This is a genomic window from Pseudomonas sp. 28 E 9 (assembly GCF_900004785.1).
Taxonomy (GTDB): domain Bacteria; phylum Pseudomonadota; class Gammaproteobacteria; order Pseudomonadales; family Pseudomonadaceae; genus Aquipseudomonas; species Aquipseudomonas orientalis_A.
This window is the reverse complement of sequence record NZ_CVTK01000043.1, coordinates 1-17,198: the sequence shown is the minus strand read 5'-3', so window position 1 is coordinate 17,198 and position 17,198 is coordinate 1. Positions and strand designations below refer to the sequence as shown.

Genomic DNA, 17,198 nt, shown 5'->3' with positions numbered 1-17,198 from the left:
TGACTTCGCTCGCTGGCGTACGTTCAGGGCGAATGGGTGATGTCGGCAATATCGTCGGCGGAGAGTGCGCCGGTGTCGGACGTTTCCAACACGACATAAGCGCTGCTGCAAAACAACGAGTTCAGGCGCTTCATGTCGGCGATCAGCTCCAGGTGCAGGGAGCTGGTTTCCAGGCTCTGTACGATTTTACGCTGCAAGCGGCTGACGTGAGCGTGGGCCAGGCGCCGCTCCTGGGCGCGAAAGCGGCGTTTCTCCCGCAGTAACTGGCGGGCGCTTTCCGGGTCGCCGCTGAGGAATACCGACAGGCCCAGGCGCAGATTGGCGATCAGTTGGCTGTGCAGGCCGCTGAGTTCTTCCAGGCCGACTTCGGAAAATTGCCGGCGCTGGGACGTCTTCTGCTGCTGCACTTTGCGCAGCATGCGCTCGATCAGGTCGCCTGCCAGCTTCAGGTTGATCGACAGTTCGATGATTTCTGCCCAGCGTCGATTGTCCTGCTCACTCAGGTCTTCACGGGGCATTTGCGCCAGGTAAAGTTTGATCGCGCTATAAAGCGCCTCGACGTCATCGCTGAGGCTGCGCATTTGCTGGGTAATGGCGGTTTGGTTGCCGCGCAGCACTTCCTGCATCGAGGTGAGCATGTTGTCGATCAGGTCGCCGAGCCGCAGGGTTTCGCGGGCGGCGTTGGCCAGCGCCAGGCTCGGCGTGTTCAGCGAGGCCAGGTCCAGATGGCGCGGCTTGGCTTTGCCGTTGGTCTCGGGGCGCTCCGGCAGCAGCCATTCGCACAGCCGCGCCATCGGGCCGATAGTGGGCAACAGGATCAGGCAGCGGCTGACGTTGTAGAGCAGGTGAAAGGTGATGACCATGCCTTGGGTGCTGTAGTCCAGGCCGTCCATCCAGCGGACGAGTGGGTCGAGTACCGGAATGATCAACAGCAGGCCGATCAATTTGTACAACAGGCTGCCCAGGGCGACTTGCCGCCCCGCGGTGTTCTGCATGCTGGTGCTGAGAAAGGCCAGGATGCCACTGCCGATGTTGGCGCCGATCACCAGGCCGATGGCCACGTGCAGACCGATCACGCCGGCACCGGCCAGGGTTGCCGTGAGCAGCACTGCGGCGAGGCTGGAGTAGGAAATCATCGCGAACAGCGCACCGACCAGGGCGTCGAGCAGGATATCGCCGGTCAGCGAAGCGAAGATGACTTTGACGCCCTGGGCATGGGTAATCGGCCCGGCAGCTTCGACGATCAATTGCAGGGCCAGAATGATCAGCCCGAGGCCAATCCCGACCCGGCCCAGCTGCCCTGCCCGCGTCTGTTTGCGCGAAAGGAAAAAAATCACCCCGAGGAAGATCAGCAGCGGTGACAACCACGACAGGTCAAAGGTCAGCACCCGCGCCATCAACGCGGTACCGACGTCGGCGCCGAGCATGGTGGCCAGGGCGGGCGTAAGGCTCATCAACCCCTGGCCGACAAAGGACGTCACCAGCATCGCCGTGGCATTGCTGCTCTGCACCATGGCTGTCACCAGGATACCGGCGACAAACGCCAGCCAGCGCTTGGACATGTTCTGCCCGATGACTTGGCGCAAGTTGGAGCCGTAGACCCGCAGGATGCCGGTACGGACGATGTGCGTGCCCCAGATCAGCAGGGTCACGGCGGAAAGCAGATTGAGCAAGGTCAGCATGCTCGGCCCCCCGTGTAGGTGAGCTCCAGCAGGAGCGAAGGAAAGTTGCCGCGTGCCGTTCTACGTCTTGTACTTAAGCTGTAGTTGGCGAATGGGCTCTGCGCCAGCATCGCATAGCTGATCGCGGGATTGAAACAAAACTGTCATCTGTGTGGGAGCGAGCTTGCTCGCGAAGAACGCCAACGATAACGCGTGCAATCTGAATCAACGCGGTGTCCCTGAATTCTTCGCGAGCAAGCTCGCTCCTACAGCGTTTTGGTGGTGCGCGACGTTTGGGTTTATTGACCCGGAATATCCTTGCGCAGTTTCACCGGATCCTGCTGCTTCTTCTTTTTCGCGATGGCGGTGCGCATCTTGATGTTCACCGCTTCCACCGCCAGCGAGAACGCCATGGCGAAGTAGACGTAGCCTTTTGGCACGTGAACGTCGAAGGATTCGGCGATCAGCACGGTACCCACCACCAGCAGGAACGACAGCGCCAGCATCTTCAGCGACGGGTGCTTGTCGATGAATTCGCTGATGGTGCCGGCGGCCAGCATCATCACCAATACGGCAACCACGATGGCGGCGACCATGACCGGCACATGGGAAACCATGCCGACGGCGGTGATGACCGAGTCCAGGGAGAACACGATGTCGATGATCGCGATCTGGATGATGGTGTAGATGAACTTGCCACCCTTGCCACCCGGTTCGTCGTGCGTTTCGTCTTCACCTTCCAGGGCGTGGTACATCTCCTGGGAGCTTTTCCACAGCAGGAACAAGCCACCGAAGAACAGGATCAGGTCGCGACCGGAGATGCCCTGGCCGAAGACCACGAACAGGTCGGCGGTCAGTTGCATGACCCAGGTGATCGACAGCAGCAACAGGATGCGCGTGACCATCGCCAGGGCGAGGCCGAAGATCCGGGTGCGCGCCTGCATGTGCTTGGGCATGCGGCTGACCAGGATCGAAATCATGATGATGTTATCGATGCCCAGGACGATCTCGAGCGCCGTCAGGGTGAAGAAGGCAATCCAGATTTCCGGATTGGTCAGCCATTCCATGTGTATTCCTTTGAGCAAGTGTTAGACCGCGCGGACTGTAGCGCCACGCGGTGAGGAGTCGGTACGATTATAGAGTGCTGAACAGTGGAAAAATCCCCATCAGCAGCGCGGCGAACATTATGCACAGGCACACCAGCACTGCCCACTTGAGGGTGAAGCGCTGGTGATCGCCAAACTCGATACCTGCCAGGGCGACCAGCAAGTAGGTGGAGGGTACCAGTGGGCTGAGCAGATGCACCGGTTGCCCGACGATCGACGCACGCGCCATCTCCACGGCGGTGATGCCGTAGTGGCTGGCAGCTTCGGCCAGCACGGGGAGCACGCCATAGTAGAACGCATCGTTGGACATGAAGAAGGTAAACGGCATGCTCACCAGCGCCGTGATGACCGCCAGGTACGGTCCCAAGGCTTCAGGGATAACCGCCAGCAGGCTCTTGGACATGGCATCGACCATGCCGGTGCCCGACAGGATGCCGGTGAAGATGCCGGCGGCGAAGATCAACCCGACCACCGCCAATACGCTGCCGGCGTGGGCGGCGACGCGGTCTTTCTGCTGTTGCAGGCACGGGTAGTTGACGATCATCGCGATACTGAACGCCACCATGAACAGCACGGGCAGCGGCAGCAGGCCGGCGATCAGCGTGCACATCAGGGCAAGCGTCAGCGCGCCGTTGAACCAGATCAGCTTCGGACGGCGGGCGTCGGGAAATTGCGACACGCTGATTTCGCTGTGGTCGATCTCGTCGCCTTGCAGATGCAGTTCACCCAGGCGTGCGCGCTCGCGCTTGCCGTACATATAGGCAATCGCCAGGATCGCTACCACGCCGGCCGCCATGGCCGGGATCATCGGTACGAAGATATCCGAGGGGTCCACATGCAGCGCGCTGGCGGCGCGAGCGGTCGGGCCGCCCCAGGGGGTCATGTTCATCACGCCACCGGCAAGAATGATCAAGCCGGCCATGATGCGCGGGCTCATGCCGATGCGCTTGTACAGCGGCAACATCGCAGCGACGCAGATCATGTAGGTGGTGGCGCCGTCACCGTCGAGGGACACCACCAGGGCCAGCACGGCGGTGCCGACCGAGACTTTCAGCGGGTCGCCCTTGACCATCTTGAGAATCTTGCGCACGGCCGGGTCGAACAGGCCGGAGTCGATCATCAGGGCAAAGTAGAGGATGGCGAACATCAGCATCACGCCGGTCGGCGCGAGCTTGGTGATGCCTTCGAGCATCATCGGACCGATCTTCGGCGCGAAGCCGCCGAACAGCGCGAACAGGATCGGCACGATGATCAAGGCGATCAGCGCAGACAGGCGCTTGGTCATGATCAGGAACATGAACGTGATGACCATGGCAAAGCCAAGGAAAGTCAGCATAGGAATACTCCAGGCGTAGCGCGGCTAGGGAATGGCGAACCGGGTGGGGTCAGCGCAGAACGAAAGGCACGAGGCGTACGGGGGGAGTAGGGACAAACAGACGGGTACGGGCGGACATCGGGAATCACCATTGTTGTTGTTAACAGTCGGTCTATTGCCGACAGTGGGGCGATCCTAGACGGGTAAGCTTTCAGCCAGCTTTCGCCGGGAAAACAGGTGACACTCGGTCTTGCGGCTTATGCGGATAAAAAAATGTGGGAGGGGGCTTGCCCCCGATTGCAGTGGGTCAGGCAGCTTATGGCTGGCTGACCCGCCGCTATCGGGGGCAAGCCCCCTCCCACATTGGGATCACTTGATTCGCTGAGTGTTTACGGCAGTTCGAGGCCGCCGGCCGCTTTATGCAATGCTCGCAGGTGTTCACCCATTTGCTTGAGATTGGCCTCGCAAGCGGCAATCTCGGCCGCGCGGGACGGATCGAGCAGCGCCCTGACTTCTTTATCCAGCTCGCCGGTCAGCGATTGCAGTTGCTTCTGGCGCTCGGCACTTTCCGATTCCAGCCGCTTGGCCTCCGAAGGCTGCGGCAGGCCGTAGCCGCCACTGTCGAGCAACTCGGCGGGGCGACTGAGGAAGCCGCTGTTGGCGAGGATTTGCTGCAACGTGTTGTTGGCTTTTTCCATGCCACCGTTCTTCAGCTCCCGCGCATTGAGGTAGCGCTGTTTGACTTCGTCCTGGGCAAGCATCAATTGTTTGCGAAAGCTGGCCTGTTCCAGCAACAGCAACGCGGCACTGGTTCGCAAGTCGGCCTGGCTGAACCATTGGCGGCGCTCCTGCGCATTCAGCGACAGCCAGTCTTCGACTTGGGTCTGCTTGATCGGCAGGCGCTTGCGCAGTACATCGAACATCGCCTGGTAGCGCTCGCGGAACGAGTCAAAGTGATAGCCCAGGCGCAACGCTTCGCGCTTGTCATTCAGTACGCTGGTGTCGGCCAACCCGCGTGCGCTGAGCACCTCCAGCAAGCCGTTGGGGGTGATGTTGTCCAGGCCGGTCAATTGCGGGTTGGCGCTGCCGCTGCGCAACAGCTTCAAGCTTTCCACCGCACAGTTGTTGGAAATGAAGAAGTAGTTGCCGTCGTAGCTCCAATGCATCTCGGCGGCGTGTTCGACAGTTTCGTTGATTTCCTGGCGATTGAGCTTGAGCGGCACCGACGCCAGGCCCCGCAGTTCAGTCTTGGTGTACTCGTCGATGACTTGGGCCAGCGGAAGGACAAACAGTCGCGACGGGTATTTGCCCACCAGGCCATCCCAGCTCGACAGCTGTACGTCACCGACGAAGGCGCGGTAGGACAGCACCAGGTGCTGATCCAGGTCCAGCCGGCAATCCGGCCCGCGAGGACGGCCGGGCGCACAGATGACCAGGCGCAGCATGCTATGGCCCCAGCGGCTCACCAGATTCTGGTTGGCTTCGGCGAGCAGGTAGTCGATTTCGTACACACGCTCCGGGTCGATCTGGCCGAGCGGGGTCTTGGCGAAATCGTTGCCGGCGTTCAGAAAGGCGTAGGTACTGCCGCACTTATCCTGCCCGGGCGGCGCCCAGCCGAAATGTTCCTTGTAATAGCGCGCCAGCGCGGGACGGCGACAGGCGTAGCTGGGGTCGAGGAGGAAGTACTCCATGTTGACCGCGACGAATTCCAGCGGGCTGGTGGTTTCGTAGATATCCGGGCTGCGAACCACCTGGTTGTTGTGCTGCTCGCGTTCGCCGCGACGGCCGACATATTGCGGCCAGCCGGCGAGGTCCAGCAGGCGAGGGTCGTCACTCAGGGTGAAGCGACGGTCGTTCTGGCCACGGCATTGATCGGGCAGGCCAATCAGGCCGGTGATGTTGTTCTGGCGGCTGCAACGCTGGATCAGGGCGCGCTCGTCTTTGGACCACAGGCGCGCACGGTCATAGATGTGGGTCAGTTCATGCAGCACAGTGGCGAGCATTTCCCGGCGCACGGTGCCGTGGGGGCGGTTGGTTTTGCGGGTGGCGGCGCTGCCGTCGGTCAGGCTGGCCAGCAGGTTTCGGTTGAGGTCCAGCTCGGACACCAGGGAGGCCTGGCCGTAAGCGTTTTCAGGCATCTTGTCGGTCCAGCCGACCTCGATGCGGCGGTCCAGTTGCTCGATGAAGCGCGGCGGCAGGGCGCCCATCGCTTCATCGAGCAATGCCTGGCTGGCCTGCTGTTCAGCCGGGCTCAGGCCATCGGTCTTGAGCTGCAGTTGCAGGCTGGCCTGGGCCGCACCGGCACACAGCAGCACAGCCCCGGCCAGGAGCCAGGCCTTGATTCGCCTCACAGAGCGAGGATAGCTTCGGCGAGCGTCTGGTCGCTGGCATCACGGGCTTCTGGTACGCGGGTGCGCAGGGTGTCAAAGGCGGCCTCGAGTTGCGCGCCACGGATCTCGCCATGGGTGGCGACGAAACTGGCGGCATCATCATGGGCTTCGCGCACGATCTTGGAATCGCGGATCGAGGTGGTGGTGTCAGAGGTGAAATCAATGGTGCGCGCCGAAGCGCGAACCACGATGTTACTGGTGGCCTTCAGGGTTTGCGCCTGGGCGACATCAGCCAGAAACAGCAGGCCGAGGGCGGCGACGATCAACGGGCTACGCATGGGGTGACTCCAATACAAAGATGGCTATACAAAGATGATTATTGGACGAGAATTGCCTGCGCCAGTTCAAGGTCGCTTGCATGAAGTTTTGGCTGGGTGCGGCGCAGGTAATCCAGCGCGGACTCCAGGCGTGCGCCCCGCCATTGGCCGTCTGTGGCAATGAAAGCAGCAGCATCATCCCTGGCGACCCGGACCAACTTGTTATCAAACGGCGCAGACGTCACCTTGCTGGTGGCGTACGCGCTGACAACGGTGCTCTGAACAGAGACGTCAAAGGCCGAAGCCAATGGTGCCCAGCAGGCACAGAGCATTACTGGAACAATCAACAGGCGGTATGAAAAAGCCATGGCACTCGACAACTGAAAACGAGCGCCAAGGCTAGCGCAATGGCCGGGTGAGGGCCAGTGCACTGACGGGCTCTTCCTGCCGGCCCTGGCGTTAGATCGCCAGGATTGCCTGGGCCAATTGAGCGTCAGTGGCGGTGTTCAATTGCGGTGCCTGCTGGCGGATCTGCGCCAGGGCGCTTTCCAGTTTCACACCACGGATGGCGCCTTCGCTTGCGACAAAGCTGGCCGCGTCGTCACGGGCGGCTCGCACCACCTTGTTGTCGCGCAGGGAGGAGGTGGCATCGGACGTGGCGTCAGAGGTGGCTTTCAGCGCGCCAACGATCGAATCGGTGGTGACGATAAAGCTGCTCGCGTTGGCGTTGGCAGCAACGGCCAACAGGGTGGCGGTGCACAGCAGGCGAAGACGGGACATGGGGTGACTCCTGTAGATGAGCAAATAAGGTGGCGTAGAACCGCCACAGTGAAACGGACGTTGGGCAATTGGGCATCTGACGCCCGTTCTACAAGGTTCGCCACGTGGTGACTGGATATTAGGTCACCGCTTGCTCATTCGGAAGCCTGCGGTTAACTGTTATGGTGTTATTTATAAATACGAAAACTGTACTGGTTCGGTAGATGGCTGCTGTTTCCGGTTCCCATATCCAGATACAACAAAGCCCGCCTCCGGTTACCCGGGGCGGGCTTTGCTTTGACAAATCAGAGTGCTGGCGGTGGACCCGGCGGGTCAGGGCCAGCGAGCGCCAATCAGCGCCAGAACGGCTTGCTCAGCTCTTCGTAGCGTTGAGCTTCGCTGATACCGGCGTCAGCCAGCAGACGCGAATCCAGACGAGCCAATTGGTGGCGGCTGGAGATGCGGCGCTGCCACAACATCAGGTTGGCGATAACGCGCAAAGGCAGGGAAGCCTGGGTGTTAACAGCTTTTTCTTCGAAGAACAGTTCGGAACTGAGTGTACGTTCCATGATGACATCCTTCCGCTTGTGGCGGGATTAGGTAGTGGTTTAACTGATGCCAATGATCCTCCTCGCACGCAAGACTCTCTAGATACAGTTCACCTGTATTGTGAGGGGCCAGTTAACTGTTTATAGAGGCTGTACGGTACGAAATGGGGGCAACTGTACCTGTTCGCACCGTAACAGTGCGAAATAGGCTTTTTCGAGGAGGGTTGTGGGATATTTCTGTAGGAAATGACCGGTACAGCAGTACAGTTTTTGAAAGGTGAGGCGATCAAACCACCGGGCTGATGAAACTGTATTGGCACCAACCCGGTTGTATATCCCTCAAGCCTTGAGCATATGCCCGGTTTCTTCCAGGTTAATGTGCCAGCTCAGTGCGTCGCGCAGGATATGCGGGGTATGCCCGCCGATAGCGCAGGCGGCAACGAAGTAGCCGTTCAGCGCGTCGCGATACGCCGGGTGCACACAGTTGTCGATGATCACGCGGGCACGCTCGCGGGGTGCCAGACCACGCAAGTCCGCCAGGCCCACTTCGGTCACCAGGATGTCGACGTCATGTTCGGTATGGTCCACATGGCTGACCATCGGCACTACGCTTGAAATCGCGCCGTCCTTGGCAATCGACTTGGTCACGAAGATCGCCAGGTGCGCATTGCGCGCAAAGTCCCCGGAGCCGCCAATACCGTTCATCATCCGCGTGCCGCAGACATGAGTGGAATTGACGTTGCCGTAGATATCGAACTCCAGCGCTGTATTGATGCCGATGATGCCCAGGCGGCGCACCACTTCAGGATGGTTGGAGATTTCCTGCGGGCGCAGCACCAGCTTGTCCTTGTAGTGCGCAAGATTGCCGAACACATCGGCATTGCGCCGCTCCGACAGGGTAATCGAGCTGCCGGAGGCGAAGCTCAGCTTGCCCGCGTCGATCAGATCGAACGTCGAGTCCTGCAGCACTTCCGAATACATGGTCAAGTCTTCGAACGGCGAGTCAATCAAACCGCACATCACTGCGTTGGCGATGTTGCCGATCCCGGCCTGCAGCGGGCCGAGCTTGTTGGTCATGCGCCCGGCATCGACTTCCTGTTTCAGAAAGTTGATCAGGTGATTGGCGATGCCCTGGGTGTCGCTGTCGGGTGGCGTCACGGTAGAGGCGGAATCGGCCTGGTTGGTGATCACAATGGCGACGATCTTCTCGGGCGGGATGGGAATCGCCGGGCTGCCAATACGATCGTCGACTTTGACCAGCGGAATCGGCGTGCGGGTTGGCCGATAGGAAGGGATATAAATGTCGTGCAGCCCCTCCAGGTTCGGATTGTGCGCCAGGTTGATCTCGACGATGACTTGCTTGGCAAAAATCGCGAAGCTGGCGGAGTTGCCCACCGAGGTAGTGGGCACGATATGGCCTTGTTCGGTGATGGCAACGGCTTCAATCACGGCGATGTCCGGCAACTTGAGCTGGTTGTTGCGCAGTTGCTCGACGGTTTCCGACAGGTGCTGATCGATAAACATCACCTCGCCGGCGTTGATTGCCTTGCGCAAGGTGCTATCGACCTGAAACGGCATGCGGCGTGACAGCACGCCGGCTTCGGTCAATTGCTTGTCCAGGTCGTTGCCGAGGCTGGCGCCGGTCATCAGGGTGATTTTCAGCGGGGACGTCTTGGCGCGCTCGGCCAGGGCGTGGGGGACGGCCTTGGCTTCACCGGCGCGGGTGAAGCCGCTCATGCCGACGGTCATGCCGTCCTCGATCAGTGCAGCGGCGTCTGCCGCGCTCATGACCTTGTTCAACAACGAAGGCAAGCGGATACGATCACGGTACATGAATGGTTATCTCAGGCTGCGGAAGCAAGTTGGGCAGTGTAGTGATTTCAAAAAGTTTCGGCCCGCTACCATGGTCGAATGCCGAGTGGCGATTTAGAGCCTTTGGTCGGGTTTCATCGGAGTGTGCAAAGCGGGACGCAGAGCATCCCTGGCTGCATTCCCACGCAGAGCATGGGAAAGAAAAAACCCCAGCCTATCGGAGGCCGGGGTTTCGGGTATTGCGCTGGCGCAGTGTTATTCGACAGCTTTGACCATATCTTCGATAACCTTTTTGGCATCACCGAAGACCATCATGGTCTTGTCCAGGTAGAACAACTCGTTGTCCAGGCCTGCGTAGCCGCTGGCCATCGAGCGCTTGTTGACGATGATGGTCTTGGCCTTGAACGCTTCAAGGATCGGCATGCCGGCGATCGGTGAGTTCGGATCGTTCTTGGCGGCCGGGTTGACCACGTCGTTGGCGCCCAGCACCAGTACCACGTCGGCCTGACCGAACTCGGAGTTGATGTCTTCCATCTCGAACACCTGGTCGTACGGCACTTCGGCCTCGGCCAGCAGTACGTTCATGTGCCCGGGCATACGGCCCGCCACAGGGTGGATCGCGTACTTTACCGTCACACCGCGATGAGTCAGCTTCTCGGTCAGTTCCTTGAGCGCGTGTTGCGCCCGAGCCACGGCCAGGCCGTAACCCGGCACGATGATCACGGTGTCGGCGTTGGTCAGCAGGAAAGTCGCATCGTCGGCCGAGCCGGACTTCACCGGCCGTGCTTCCTTGGAACCTGCCGCAGCACCGGCGTCCGGTGTATTGCCGAAGCCGCCGAGCAGCACATTGAAGAAGGAGCGGTTCATCGCCTTGCACATGATGTACGACAGGATCGCGCCGCTGGAGCCCACCAGGGAGCCGGCGATGATCAGCATCGAGTTGTTCAGCGAGAAGCCGATCCCTGCCGCCGCCCAGCCTGAGTAGCTGTTGAGCATCGAGACAACCACCGGCATGTCGGCGCCGCCGATGGGGATGATGATCAGCACGCCCAGTACAAAGGCCAGGGCCAGCATCACTGCGAAGGCCGTGAGGTTGCCGGTGAACATGAAGGCCAGGCCCAGACCCAGCGTCAGCAGGCCCAGCACCAGGTTGAGCTTGTGCTGGCCGCCGAACTGCACCGGTGCGCCCTGGAACAGGCGGAACTTGTACTTGCCCGACAGCTTGCCGAAGGCGATCACCGAACCGGAGAAGGTGATTGCACCGATGGCGGCACCGAGGAACAGTTCCAGGCGGTTGCCCGCAGGAATGGCGTCGCCCAGGTGCTTGACGATACCCAGCGATTGCGGCTCGACGACCGCCGCGATGGCGATGAATACCGCAGCCAGGCCGATCATGCTGTGCATGAACGCGACCAGTTCCGGCATCTTGGTCATTTCGACGCGCTTGGCCATGACCGAGCCGGCAGTGCCGCCGATCAGCAGGCCGACGATCACATAGCCGATACCGGCCGTCGCCAGCTCAGCGCCGAGCTTATAGATGAGGCCAACGGTGGTGAGTACCGCCAGCGCCATGCCGAGCATGCCGAACAGGTTGCCGCGCCGCGAAGTGGTCGGGTGCGAGAGGCCTTTGAGGGCCTGGATGAAACAGATCGACGCAATCAGGTAGAGCGTCGTGACGAGGTTCATGCTCATTACTTGGGCGCCTCTTCTTTTACTTTCGGGGCTTTTTTCTTGAACATCTCAAGCATTCGCCGGGTGACCAGGAAACCACCAAACACATTGACCGCCGCCAGGGCCACGGCCAGGGTGCCCATGGTCTTGCCCAGCGGTGTGACCGTGAGGGCGGCGGCAAGCATGGCGCCGACGATCACGATTGCCGAAATGGCGTTGGTCACGGCCATCAACGGCGTGTGCAGCGCGGGTGTCACGTTCCAGACCACGTGGTAGCCGACATAAATCGCCAGCACAAAGATGATCAGGTTGTAGATACCGGGGGAGATAAGCTCTTCCATCGTCTGAATCCCTGCTTAGGCGTTTTTGCGGATGACTTGGCCGTCGCGGCACATCAGGCACGCGGCGACGATGTCGTCTTCGAGGTTGATTTCAAACTGCCCTTCCTGGGTGAACACCAGTTTCAGGAAGTCCAGCAGGTTGCGCGCGTACAGGGCCGAGGCATCGGCTGCCACGGCGCCGGCCAGGTTGGTCGGGCCGCAGATGATTACGCCGTTTTCCACCACGACTTGATCTGCGACTGTCAGTGGGCAGTTGCCGCCCTGGGCTGCCGCGAGGTCGATGACCACCGAGCCTGGCTTCATCTGCGCGACGGTTTCGGCGCTGAGCAAGGTCGGCGCTTTACGGCCGGGGATCAACGCCGTGGTGATGACGATGTCGGCCTGCTTGGCGCGCTCATGCACCGCCAGGGCCTGGCGCTGCATCCAGCTGCTGGGCATGGGACGTGCGTAACCGCCGACGCCGACCGCGCATTCGCGCTCCTCATCGGTTTCGTAAGGCACATCAACGAACTTGGCACCGAGGGATTCGATCTGCTCCTTCACGGCCGGGCGAACGTCAGACGCTTCGATCACCGCACCCAGGCGTTTCGCCGTGGCAATCGCCTGAAGGCCTGCAACACCGGCGCCGAGGATCAACACGCGAGCGGCTTTCACCGTGCCTGCGGCGGTCATCAACATCGGCATGAAGCGCGGGTAGTGGTGGGCCGCCAGCAACACGGCCTTATAGCCGGCGATATTGGCTTGGGAGGACAGCACATCCAGGCTCTGGGCCCGGGAGGTGCGTGGCGCAGCTTCGAGCGCGAAGGCCGTGATGCCGCGCTCTGCGAGCTTGGCGATGGTTTCGTTGCTGAACGGGTTGAGCATGCCCACCAATACGGTGCCGCTTTTGATCAGCGCCAGTTCGCTGTCGCTGGGCGCAACCACCTTGAGGATCAGTTCGGCGCCAAACGCATCGCTGGCGCTGCCAATGGTTGCGCCTGCCGTTTCATAGGCACTGTCGACGATGCTGGCTTTGATGCCGGCGCCGCTTTGTACAGTGACCTTATGGCCCTGGCCGATCAGCTTCTTGATGGTTTCCGGGGTGGCAGCCACCCGCGTTTCACCGGTCTGGGTTTCGAGAGGAACACCAATGTGCACGTCAAATCTCCTGCATGATCTTTTTGCTTTTGATCTTTTTGTAAAAAGGCCAGTGCGCCGTGAGTGGCGCAGCTGGGGCGGCCGATCAGCACGATCCCGCTGAAATGACAGCGGGGCGCGGCATTTTGCAGGCGAACTTTACGGCCTTCAAGGGATTATGACGGGTGACGAAAAATTAACTACAAGTCACCCTGTGACTGATTGTCGCAATGCGCCGAAATAACCTCTTTAAATACAAGCAATTAAAGGCTTGTAGGCGGTAACGCGCGGTTTTTTAATCGTCAGCGTAATTAGTCGGTTATTGAACCGTAATAGTCGCTACAAGCCGTATCATTCATGGCTTTGCGCCCCTTTTTTGTTCAGCAGATACAGTCTGTTTAAATGCGACATCCGCGTATATCTGTAGTGCTTTGATTTAGTTGACTACAAGGTCAGCAAATGGGGGTTGGCCTTGGGTGTCGGGGTTGTAGCGCCGAGATTGCTCGATGAGCCAGTCGCGGAACGCATGCAGGGACGCGGATTTGACCTTTCGTTCCGGAATCATCAGGTAATACGCCTTATCGCTGGGCAGGGTTTGGTGGCTCGCGATCACCAGGTGCTGCTCTTTCAACTCTCGCTGGATCAGGAAGGGCGGGATCAGCGCAATGCCCATGTCATGCATTGCCGCCTGGGACAACATTGAGAATAGCTCGTAACGCGGGCCTGTCATGTCGCGGGGAACGCTCACCTGTTGGGCGTTGAACCACTGGCGCCAGGCGTAAGGGCGCGTTGTCTGCTGCAAGAGGGGAAGGTCGGCCATTTCCTGGGGGGTAAAGTGCGCGCGGTCGCCGAGTAAGCGTGGGCTGCACACGGGGACAGGGTTTTCCCCCATGAGCCTGTGGGATTCGGTGCCGGACCAGTCGGCATCGCCGAAATAGATCGCAGCGTCGAACTCGGTGTCGGCAAACAGGAAGGGGCGCGTGCGGTTGGTCAGGTTGACCGTCACTTCCGGGTGCCGCTGTTGAAAGTCCTTCAGGCGCGGGATCAGCCATTGGGTGCCGAAAGTCGGTACCACGGCCAGTTCGATGACATTCGCGCCCTGCTGGCCCATGACTGAAAGAGTGTCGCGTTCTACTGCATCCAGTTGCGTTGCCACCCTGCGGCTATAAGACAGCCCCGCCTCGGTCAGCTTTACCCCGCGCCGCGAGCGTCGAAACAGTTCGACACTCAAAAACTCTTCAAGGCTGGCGATCTGTCGGCAGATCGCACCTTGAGTGATGGAAAGCTCCTGTGCTGCCTTGGTGAAGCTCTCATGGCGGGCGGCTGCTTCGAAACTGATAAGCGCGGTAGTGCTGGGGATTTTCCTGCGCATGTACATTGTCCTCACATATAAGGCGCTTTTTTGGCCTTGTCAGGCGTTACGAAGTGAGAAATTAGCACAACCCCATGCAGAAACCTCGTTTGCCCTCGGCGTCGCCCCGGCCTAGTCTGCCTGCACGACGTTTTGATTCTTTTCGTGAGGACTTATTCATGGCTGGCAAGGCAAGCTTCAACTGGATCGATCCGCTGCTGCTGGATCAACAGCTCACCGAAGAAGAGCGCATGGTGCGCGACAGCGCCGAGCAATTTGCTCGGGACAAGTTGGCGCCCCGTGTGCTTGAAGCTTTCCGTCATGAAAAGACCGACCCCGCGATTTTCCGCGAGATGGGCGAAACTGGCTTGCTGGGGGCCATGATTCCCGAGCAATACGGTGGCAGTGGCTTGAACTACGTCAGCTATGGGTTGATTGCTCGAGAAGTCGAGCGTGTCGATTCCGGTTATCGCTCGATGATGAGTGTGCAGTCCTCATTGGTCATGGTGCCGATTAATGAATTCGGCACCGAAGCGCAAAAGCAAAAGTACCTGCCGAAACTGGCCTCCGGCGAATGGATCGGCTGCTTCGGTCTCACCGAGCCCAACCACGGCTCTGATCCAGGCGCGATGATTACCCGTGCGCGCAAAGTGGAAGGCGGCTACAGCCTGACCGGCGCGAAGATGTGGATCACCAACAGCCCGATCGCCGATGTGTTCGTGGTGTGGGGCAAGGACGACGCCGGCGACATCCGCGGTTTTGTACTGGAGAAGGGCTGGAAAGGCCTGAGTGCTCCGGCGATTCACGGCAAGGTCGGTTTGCGGGCGTCCATTACGGGCGAAATTGTCATGGACAACGTGTTTGTGCCCGAAGAGAACATCTTTCCCGACGTGCGTGGCTTGAAAGGTCCGTTTACTTGCCTGAACTCGGCGCGATACGGCATCTCCTGGGGCGCGCTGGGGGCTGCGGAGTTCTGCTGGCATACCGCGCGCCAGTACACCCTTGATCGTCATCAGTTTGGTCGCCCGTTGGCGGCGACGCAGTTGATCCAGAAGAAGCTGGCCGACATGCAGACCGAGATCACGTTGGCGCTGCAAGGTTGTCTGCGCCTGGGGCGGATGAAGGACGAGGGAACGGCGGCGGTTGAGATTACTTCGATCATGAAGCGCAACTCATGCGGCAAGTCCCTGGATATCGCGCGCATGGCCCGGGACATGCTGGGCGGCAACGGCATCTCCGACGAGTTCGGGGTGGCGCGTCATCTGGTCAACCTGGAAGTGGTCAACACCTATGAAGGTACGCATGACGTGCATGCCTTGATCCTGGGGCGCGCGCAAACCGGTCTTCAGGCCTTCTATTAATAGGAGCACGGACATGGGCGCGCTTTCGCATCTGCGTGTACTGGATTTATCGCGAGTACTGGCGGGCCCTTGGTCCGGGCAGATACTCGCGGACCTTGGGGCCGAGGTGATCAAGGTCGAAAGGCCGGGCAATGGTGACGACACGCGCGCCTGGGGGCCGCCTTTTCTCAAGGATGCTGATGGTGAGAACACCAGTGAGGCCGCGTACTACCTGTCCGCCAACCGGAACAAGGCGTCGGTGACCATCGACTTCACCAGGCCTGAGGGGCAGAAGCTGGTGCGTGACCTGGCTGCCAAGTCGGACATTCTGATCGAGAACTTCAAAGTGGGTGGCCTGGCAGCTTATGGTCTGGATTATGAGTCGCTCAAGGCGATCAATCCGGAGCTGATCTATTGCTCGATTACCGGCTTTGGCCAGACCGGCCCTTATGCAACCCGTGCCGGCTATGACTTCATGATTCAAGGGCTGGGTGGGTTGATGAGCCTCACCGGTCGGCCTGAGGGGGATGAGGGCGCGGGGCCGGTGAAGGTTGGGGTGGCATTGACCGATATTCTCACCGGGCTTTATTCGACCGTAGCCATCCTGGCGGCGCTTGCTCACCGGGATCACGACGGCGGTGGGCAGCATATTGATATGGCGCTGCTGGATGTGCAGGTAGCTTGCCTGGCTAACCAGGCGATGAACTACCTGACCACTGGAGTTTCGCCAAAGCGTCTGGGCAATGCGCATCCGAACATCGTGCCTTATCAGGACTTTCCTACGGCTGATGGTGATTTCATCCTGACCGTGGGTAATGACGGGCAGTTTCGCAAGTTCGCCGAGGTGGCCGGGCAACCCCAGTGGGCGGATGATCCGCGGTTCTCTACGAATAAGATGCGAGTTGCCAATCGTGCGGTGCTGGTCCCGCTGATTCGGCAGGCGACCGTGTTCAAGACTACGGCAGAGTGGGTATCGCAGTTGGAGAAGGTAGGTGTGCCGTGTGGGCCGATCAATGATCTGGCGCAGATGTTTGCCGATCCGCAGGTCAAGGCGCGTGGGTTGGCCATAGAGTTGCCTCACGCGTTGGCGGGGATGGTCCCTCAGGTTGCCAGTCCCATCCGGCTTTCCAAGACGCCCGTGGAATATCGCAATGCGCCTCCGCTGTTGGGTGAGCATACGATTCAAGTGCTGCAAAGTGTGCTGGGGCTGGCGCCGTCGAATGTAGCTGCTTTAAGAGAGGCCGGCGTTATCTGAGCGATCTCTTCTATATAGAGGAGCGTCGGTCGTTTTCTGATCAATTCTAACTATTTGATAAGAAAACGAAATTAGTCGTTGACGGCGGATTCTGTGCGCCTATAATTCGCCCCACTTCCGGCGCAGTCGAAACGGAAAACTCCTTGGTAAACAATGAGTTAAATGAGTTTCGGCGGCAGGTTGCTTCAGTTCATCGAAGCCAAAAGGAAGTTGAAAAAGAGGTGTTGACAGCAGCGTGTAACGCTGTAGAATTCGCCTCCCGCTTACGAGAGATCG

15 protein-coding genes are annotated in these 17,198 nt (G+C 59.9%); 2 read left to right on the top strand and 13 right to left on the bottom strand.

Going from position 1 to position 17,198, the window contains the following annotated elements; all coding sequences use genetic code 11:
* Nucleotides 1-23: 23 nt before the first annotated feature.
* From BFQ00_RS11370 to BFQ00_RS11310, 13 genes are all read right to left on the bottom strand, one after another.
* Complete coding sequence (locus tag BFQ00_RS11370) at nt 24-1,682, bottom strand: Na/Pi cotransporter family protein (protein WP_065895299.1); 1,659 nt, start codon at nt 1,680-1,682, stop codon at nt 24-26.
* A 278-nt stretch (nt 1,683-1,960) separates the two neighbouring features.
* Complete coding sequence (locus BFQ00_RS11365) at nt 1,961-2,728, bottom strand: TerC family protein (protein WP_017139071.1); 768 nt, start codon at nt 2,726-2,728, stop codon at nt 1,961-1,963.
* A 67-nt stretch (nt 2,729-2,795) separates the two neighbouring features.
* Entirely contained in the window at nt 2,796-4,103 is a 1,308-nt protein-coding gene (locus BFQ00_RS11360; protein WP_065886794.1) for a CitMHS family transporter, read from the bottom strand.
* 368 nt (nt 4,104-4,471) lie between these two features.
* Nucleotides 4,472-6,433 (bottom strand): DUF7844 domain-containing protein, encoded by a 1,962-nt coding sequence (locus BFQ00_RS11355; protein WP_065933577.1) that lies wholly within the window; start codon nt 6,431-6,433, stop codon nt 4,472-4,474.
* A complete protein-coding gene (locus tag BFQ00_RS11350) occupies nt 6,430-6,750 on the bottom strand; it encodes a DUF2388 domain-containing protein (protein ID WP_056790589.1) in 321 nt (106 codons plus the stop codon). The genes BFQ00_RS11355 and BFQ00_RS11350 overlap by 4 nt, the downstream gene beginning before the upstream one ends.
* Nucleotides 6,751-6,788: 38 nt before the next feature.
* Entirely contained in the window at nt 6,789-7,097 is a 309-nt protein-coding gene (locus tag BFQ00_RS11345; RefSeq protein WP_065933576.1) for a DUF2388 domain-containing protein, read from the bottom strand.
* Nucleotides 7,098-7,188: 91 nt separating this feature from the next.
* Nucleotides 7,189-7,509 carry a DUF2388 domain-containing protein gene (locus BFQ00_RS11340; RefSeq protein WP_065933575.1) on the bottom strand — a complete coding sequence of 107 codons (321 nt, stop codon included), beginning with the start codon at nt 7,507-7,509 and terminating at the stop codon, nt 7,189-7,191.
* 332 nt (nt 7,510-7,841) lie between these two features.
* Nucleotides 7,842-8,057 carry a DUF1127 domain-containing protein gene (locus BFQ00_RS11335; RefSeq protein WP_012721550.1) on the bottom strand — a complete coding sequence of 72 codons (216 nt, stop codon included), beginning with the start codon at nt 8,055-8,057 and terminating at the stop codon, nt 7,842-7,844.
* 318 nt (nt 8,058-8,375) lie between these two features.
* Nucleotides 8,376-9,869, bottom strand: a complete 1,494-nt coding sequence (locus tag BFQ00_RS11330) for an acetyl-CoA hydrolase/transferase family protein (protein WP_065933574.1) — start codon at nt 9,867-9,869, stop codon at nt 8,376-8,378.
* Between the two features lie 234 nt (nt 9,870-10,103).
* Entirely contained in the window at nt 10,104-11,540 is a 1,437-nt protein-coding gene (locus BFQ00_RS11325) for an NAD(P)(+) transhydrogenase (Re/Si-specific) subunit beta (protein ID WP_065933573.1), read from the bottom strand.
* A complete protein-coding gene (locus tag BFQ00_RS11320; RefSeq protein ID WP_003187417.1) occupies nt 11,540-11,860 on the bottom strand; it encodes an NAD(P) transhydrogenase subunit alpha in 321 nt (106 codons plus the stop codon). The genes BFQ00_RS11325 and BFQ00_RS11320 overlap by 1 nt, the downstream gene beginning before the upstream one ends.
* Before the next feature lie 15 nt (nt 11,861-11,875).
* A complete protein-coding gene (locus BFQ00_RS11315; protein ID WP_065933572.1) occupies nt 11,876-12,997 on the bottom strand; it encodes a Re/Si-specific NAD(P)(+) transhydrogenase subunit alpha in 1,122 nt (373 codons plus the stop codon).
* A gap of 415 nt (nt 12,998-13,412) precedes the next feature.
* Nucleotides 13,413-14,348 (bottom strand): LysR family transcriptional regulator, encoded by a 936-nt coding sequence (locus tag BFQ00_RS11310; RefSeq protein ID WP_065933571.1) that lies wholly within the window; start codon nt 14,346-14,348, stop codon nt 13,413-13,415.
* A 158-nt stretch (nt 14,349-14,506) separates the two neighbouring features.
* Here BFQ00_RS11310 and BFQ00_RS11305 point away from each other — a divergent pair, with 158 nt between their 5' ends.
* Nucleotides 14,507-15,688, top strand: coding sequence for an acyl-CoA dehydrogenase (locus BFQ00_RS11305; protein WP_065886800.1), 1,182 nt, complete (start codon nt 14,507-14,509; stop codon nt 15,686-15,688).
* A gap of 13 nt (nt 15,689-15,701) precedes the next feature.
* Complete coding sequence (locus BFQ00_RS11300; protein WP_065933570.1) at nt 15,702-16,922, top strand: CaiB/BaiF CoA transferase family protein; 1,221 nt, start codon at nt 15,702-15,704, stop codon at nt 16,920-16,922.
* Nucleotides 16,923-17,198: the final 276 nt, after the last annotated feature.

What these genes read in the sequence shown, in the direction of transcription:
- BFQ00_RS11310 (WP_065933571.1), bottom strand. Translation starts at nt 14,348, where the DNA reads ATGCGCAGGAAAATCCCCAGCACTACCGCGCTTATCAGTTTCGAAGCA.
- BFQ00_RS11345 (WP_065933576.1), bottom strand. Translation starts at nt 7,097, where the DNA reads ATGGCTTTTTCATACCGCCTGTTGATTGTTCCAGTAATGCTCTGTGCC.
- BFQ00_RS11360 (WP_065886794.1), bottom strand. Translation starts at nt 4,103, where the DNA reads ATGCTGACTTTCCTTGGCTTTGCCATGGTCATCACGTTCATGTTCCTG.
- BFQ00_RS11305 (WP_065886800.1), top strand. Translation starts at nt 14,507, where the DNA reads ATGGCTGGCAAGGCAAGCTTCAACTGGATCGATCCGCTGCTGCTGGAT.
- BFQ00_RS11335 (WP_012721550.1), bottom strand. Translation starts at nt 8,057, where the DNA reads ATGGAACGTACACTCAGTTCCGAACTGTTCTTCGAAGAAAAAGCTGTT.
- BFQ00_RS11300 (WP_065933570.1), top strand. Translation starts at nt 15,702, where the DNA reads ATGGGCGCGCTTTCGCATCTGCGTGTACTGGATTTATCGCGAGTACTG.
- BFQ00_RS11320 (WP_003187417.1), bottom strand. Translation starts at nt 11,860, where the DNA reads ATGGAAGAGCTTATCTCCCCCGGTATCTACAACCTGATCATCTTTGTG.
- BFQ00_RS11350 (WP_056790589.1), bottom strand. Translation starts at nt 6,750, where the DNA reads ATGCGTAGCCCGTTGATCGTCGCCGCCCTCGGCCTGCTGTTTCTGGCT.
- BFQ00_RS11325 (WP_065933573.1), bottom strand. Translation starts at nt 11,540, where the DNA reads ATGAGCATGAACCTCGTCACGACGCTCTACCTGATTGCGTCGATCTGT.
- BFQ00_RS11340 (WP_065933575.1), bottom strand. Translation starts at nt 7,509, where the DNA reads ATGTCCCGTCTTCGCCTGCTGTGCACCGCCACCCTGTTGGCCGTTGCT.
- BFQ00_RS11365 (WP_017139071.1), bottom strand. Translation starts at nt 2,728, where the DNA reads ATGGAATGGCTGACCAATCCGGAAATCTGGATTGCCTTCTTCACCCTG.
- BFQ00_RS11370 (WP_065895299.1), bottom strand. Translation starts at nt 1,682, where the DNA reads ATGCTGACCTTGCTCAATCTGCTTTCCGCCGTGACCCTGCTGATCTGG.
- BFQ00_RS11330 (WP_065933574.1), bottom strand. Translation starts at nt 9,869, where the DNA reads ATGTACCGTGATCGTATCCGCTTGCCTTCGTTGTTGAACAAGGTCATG.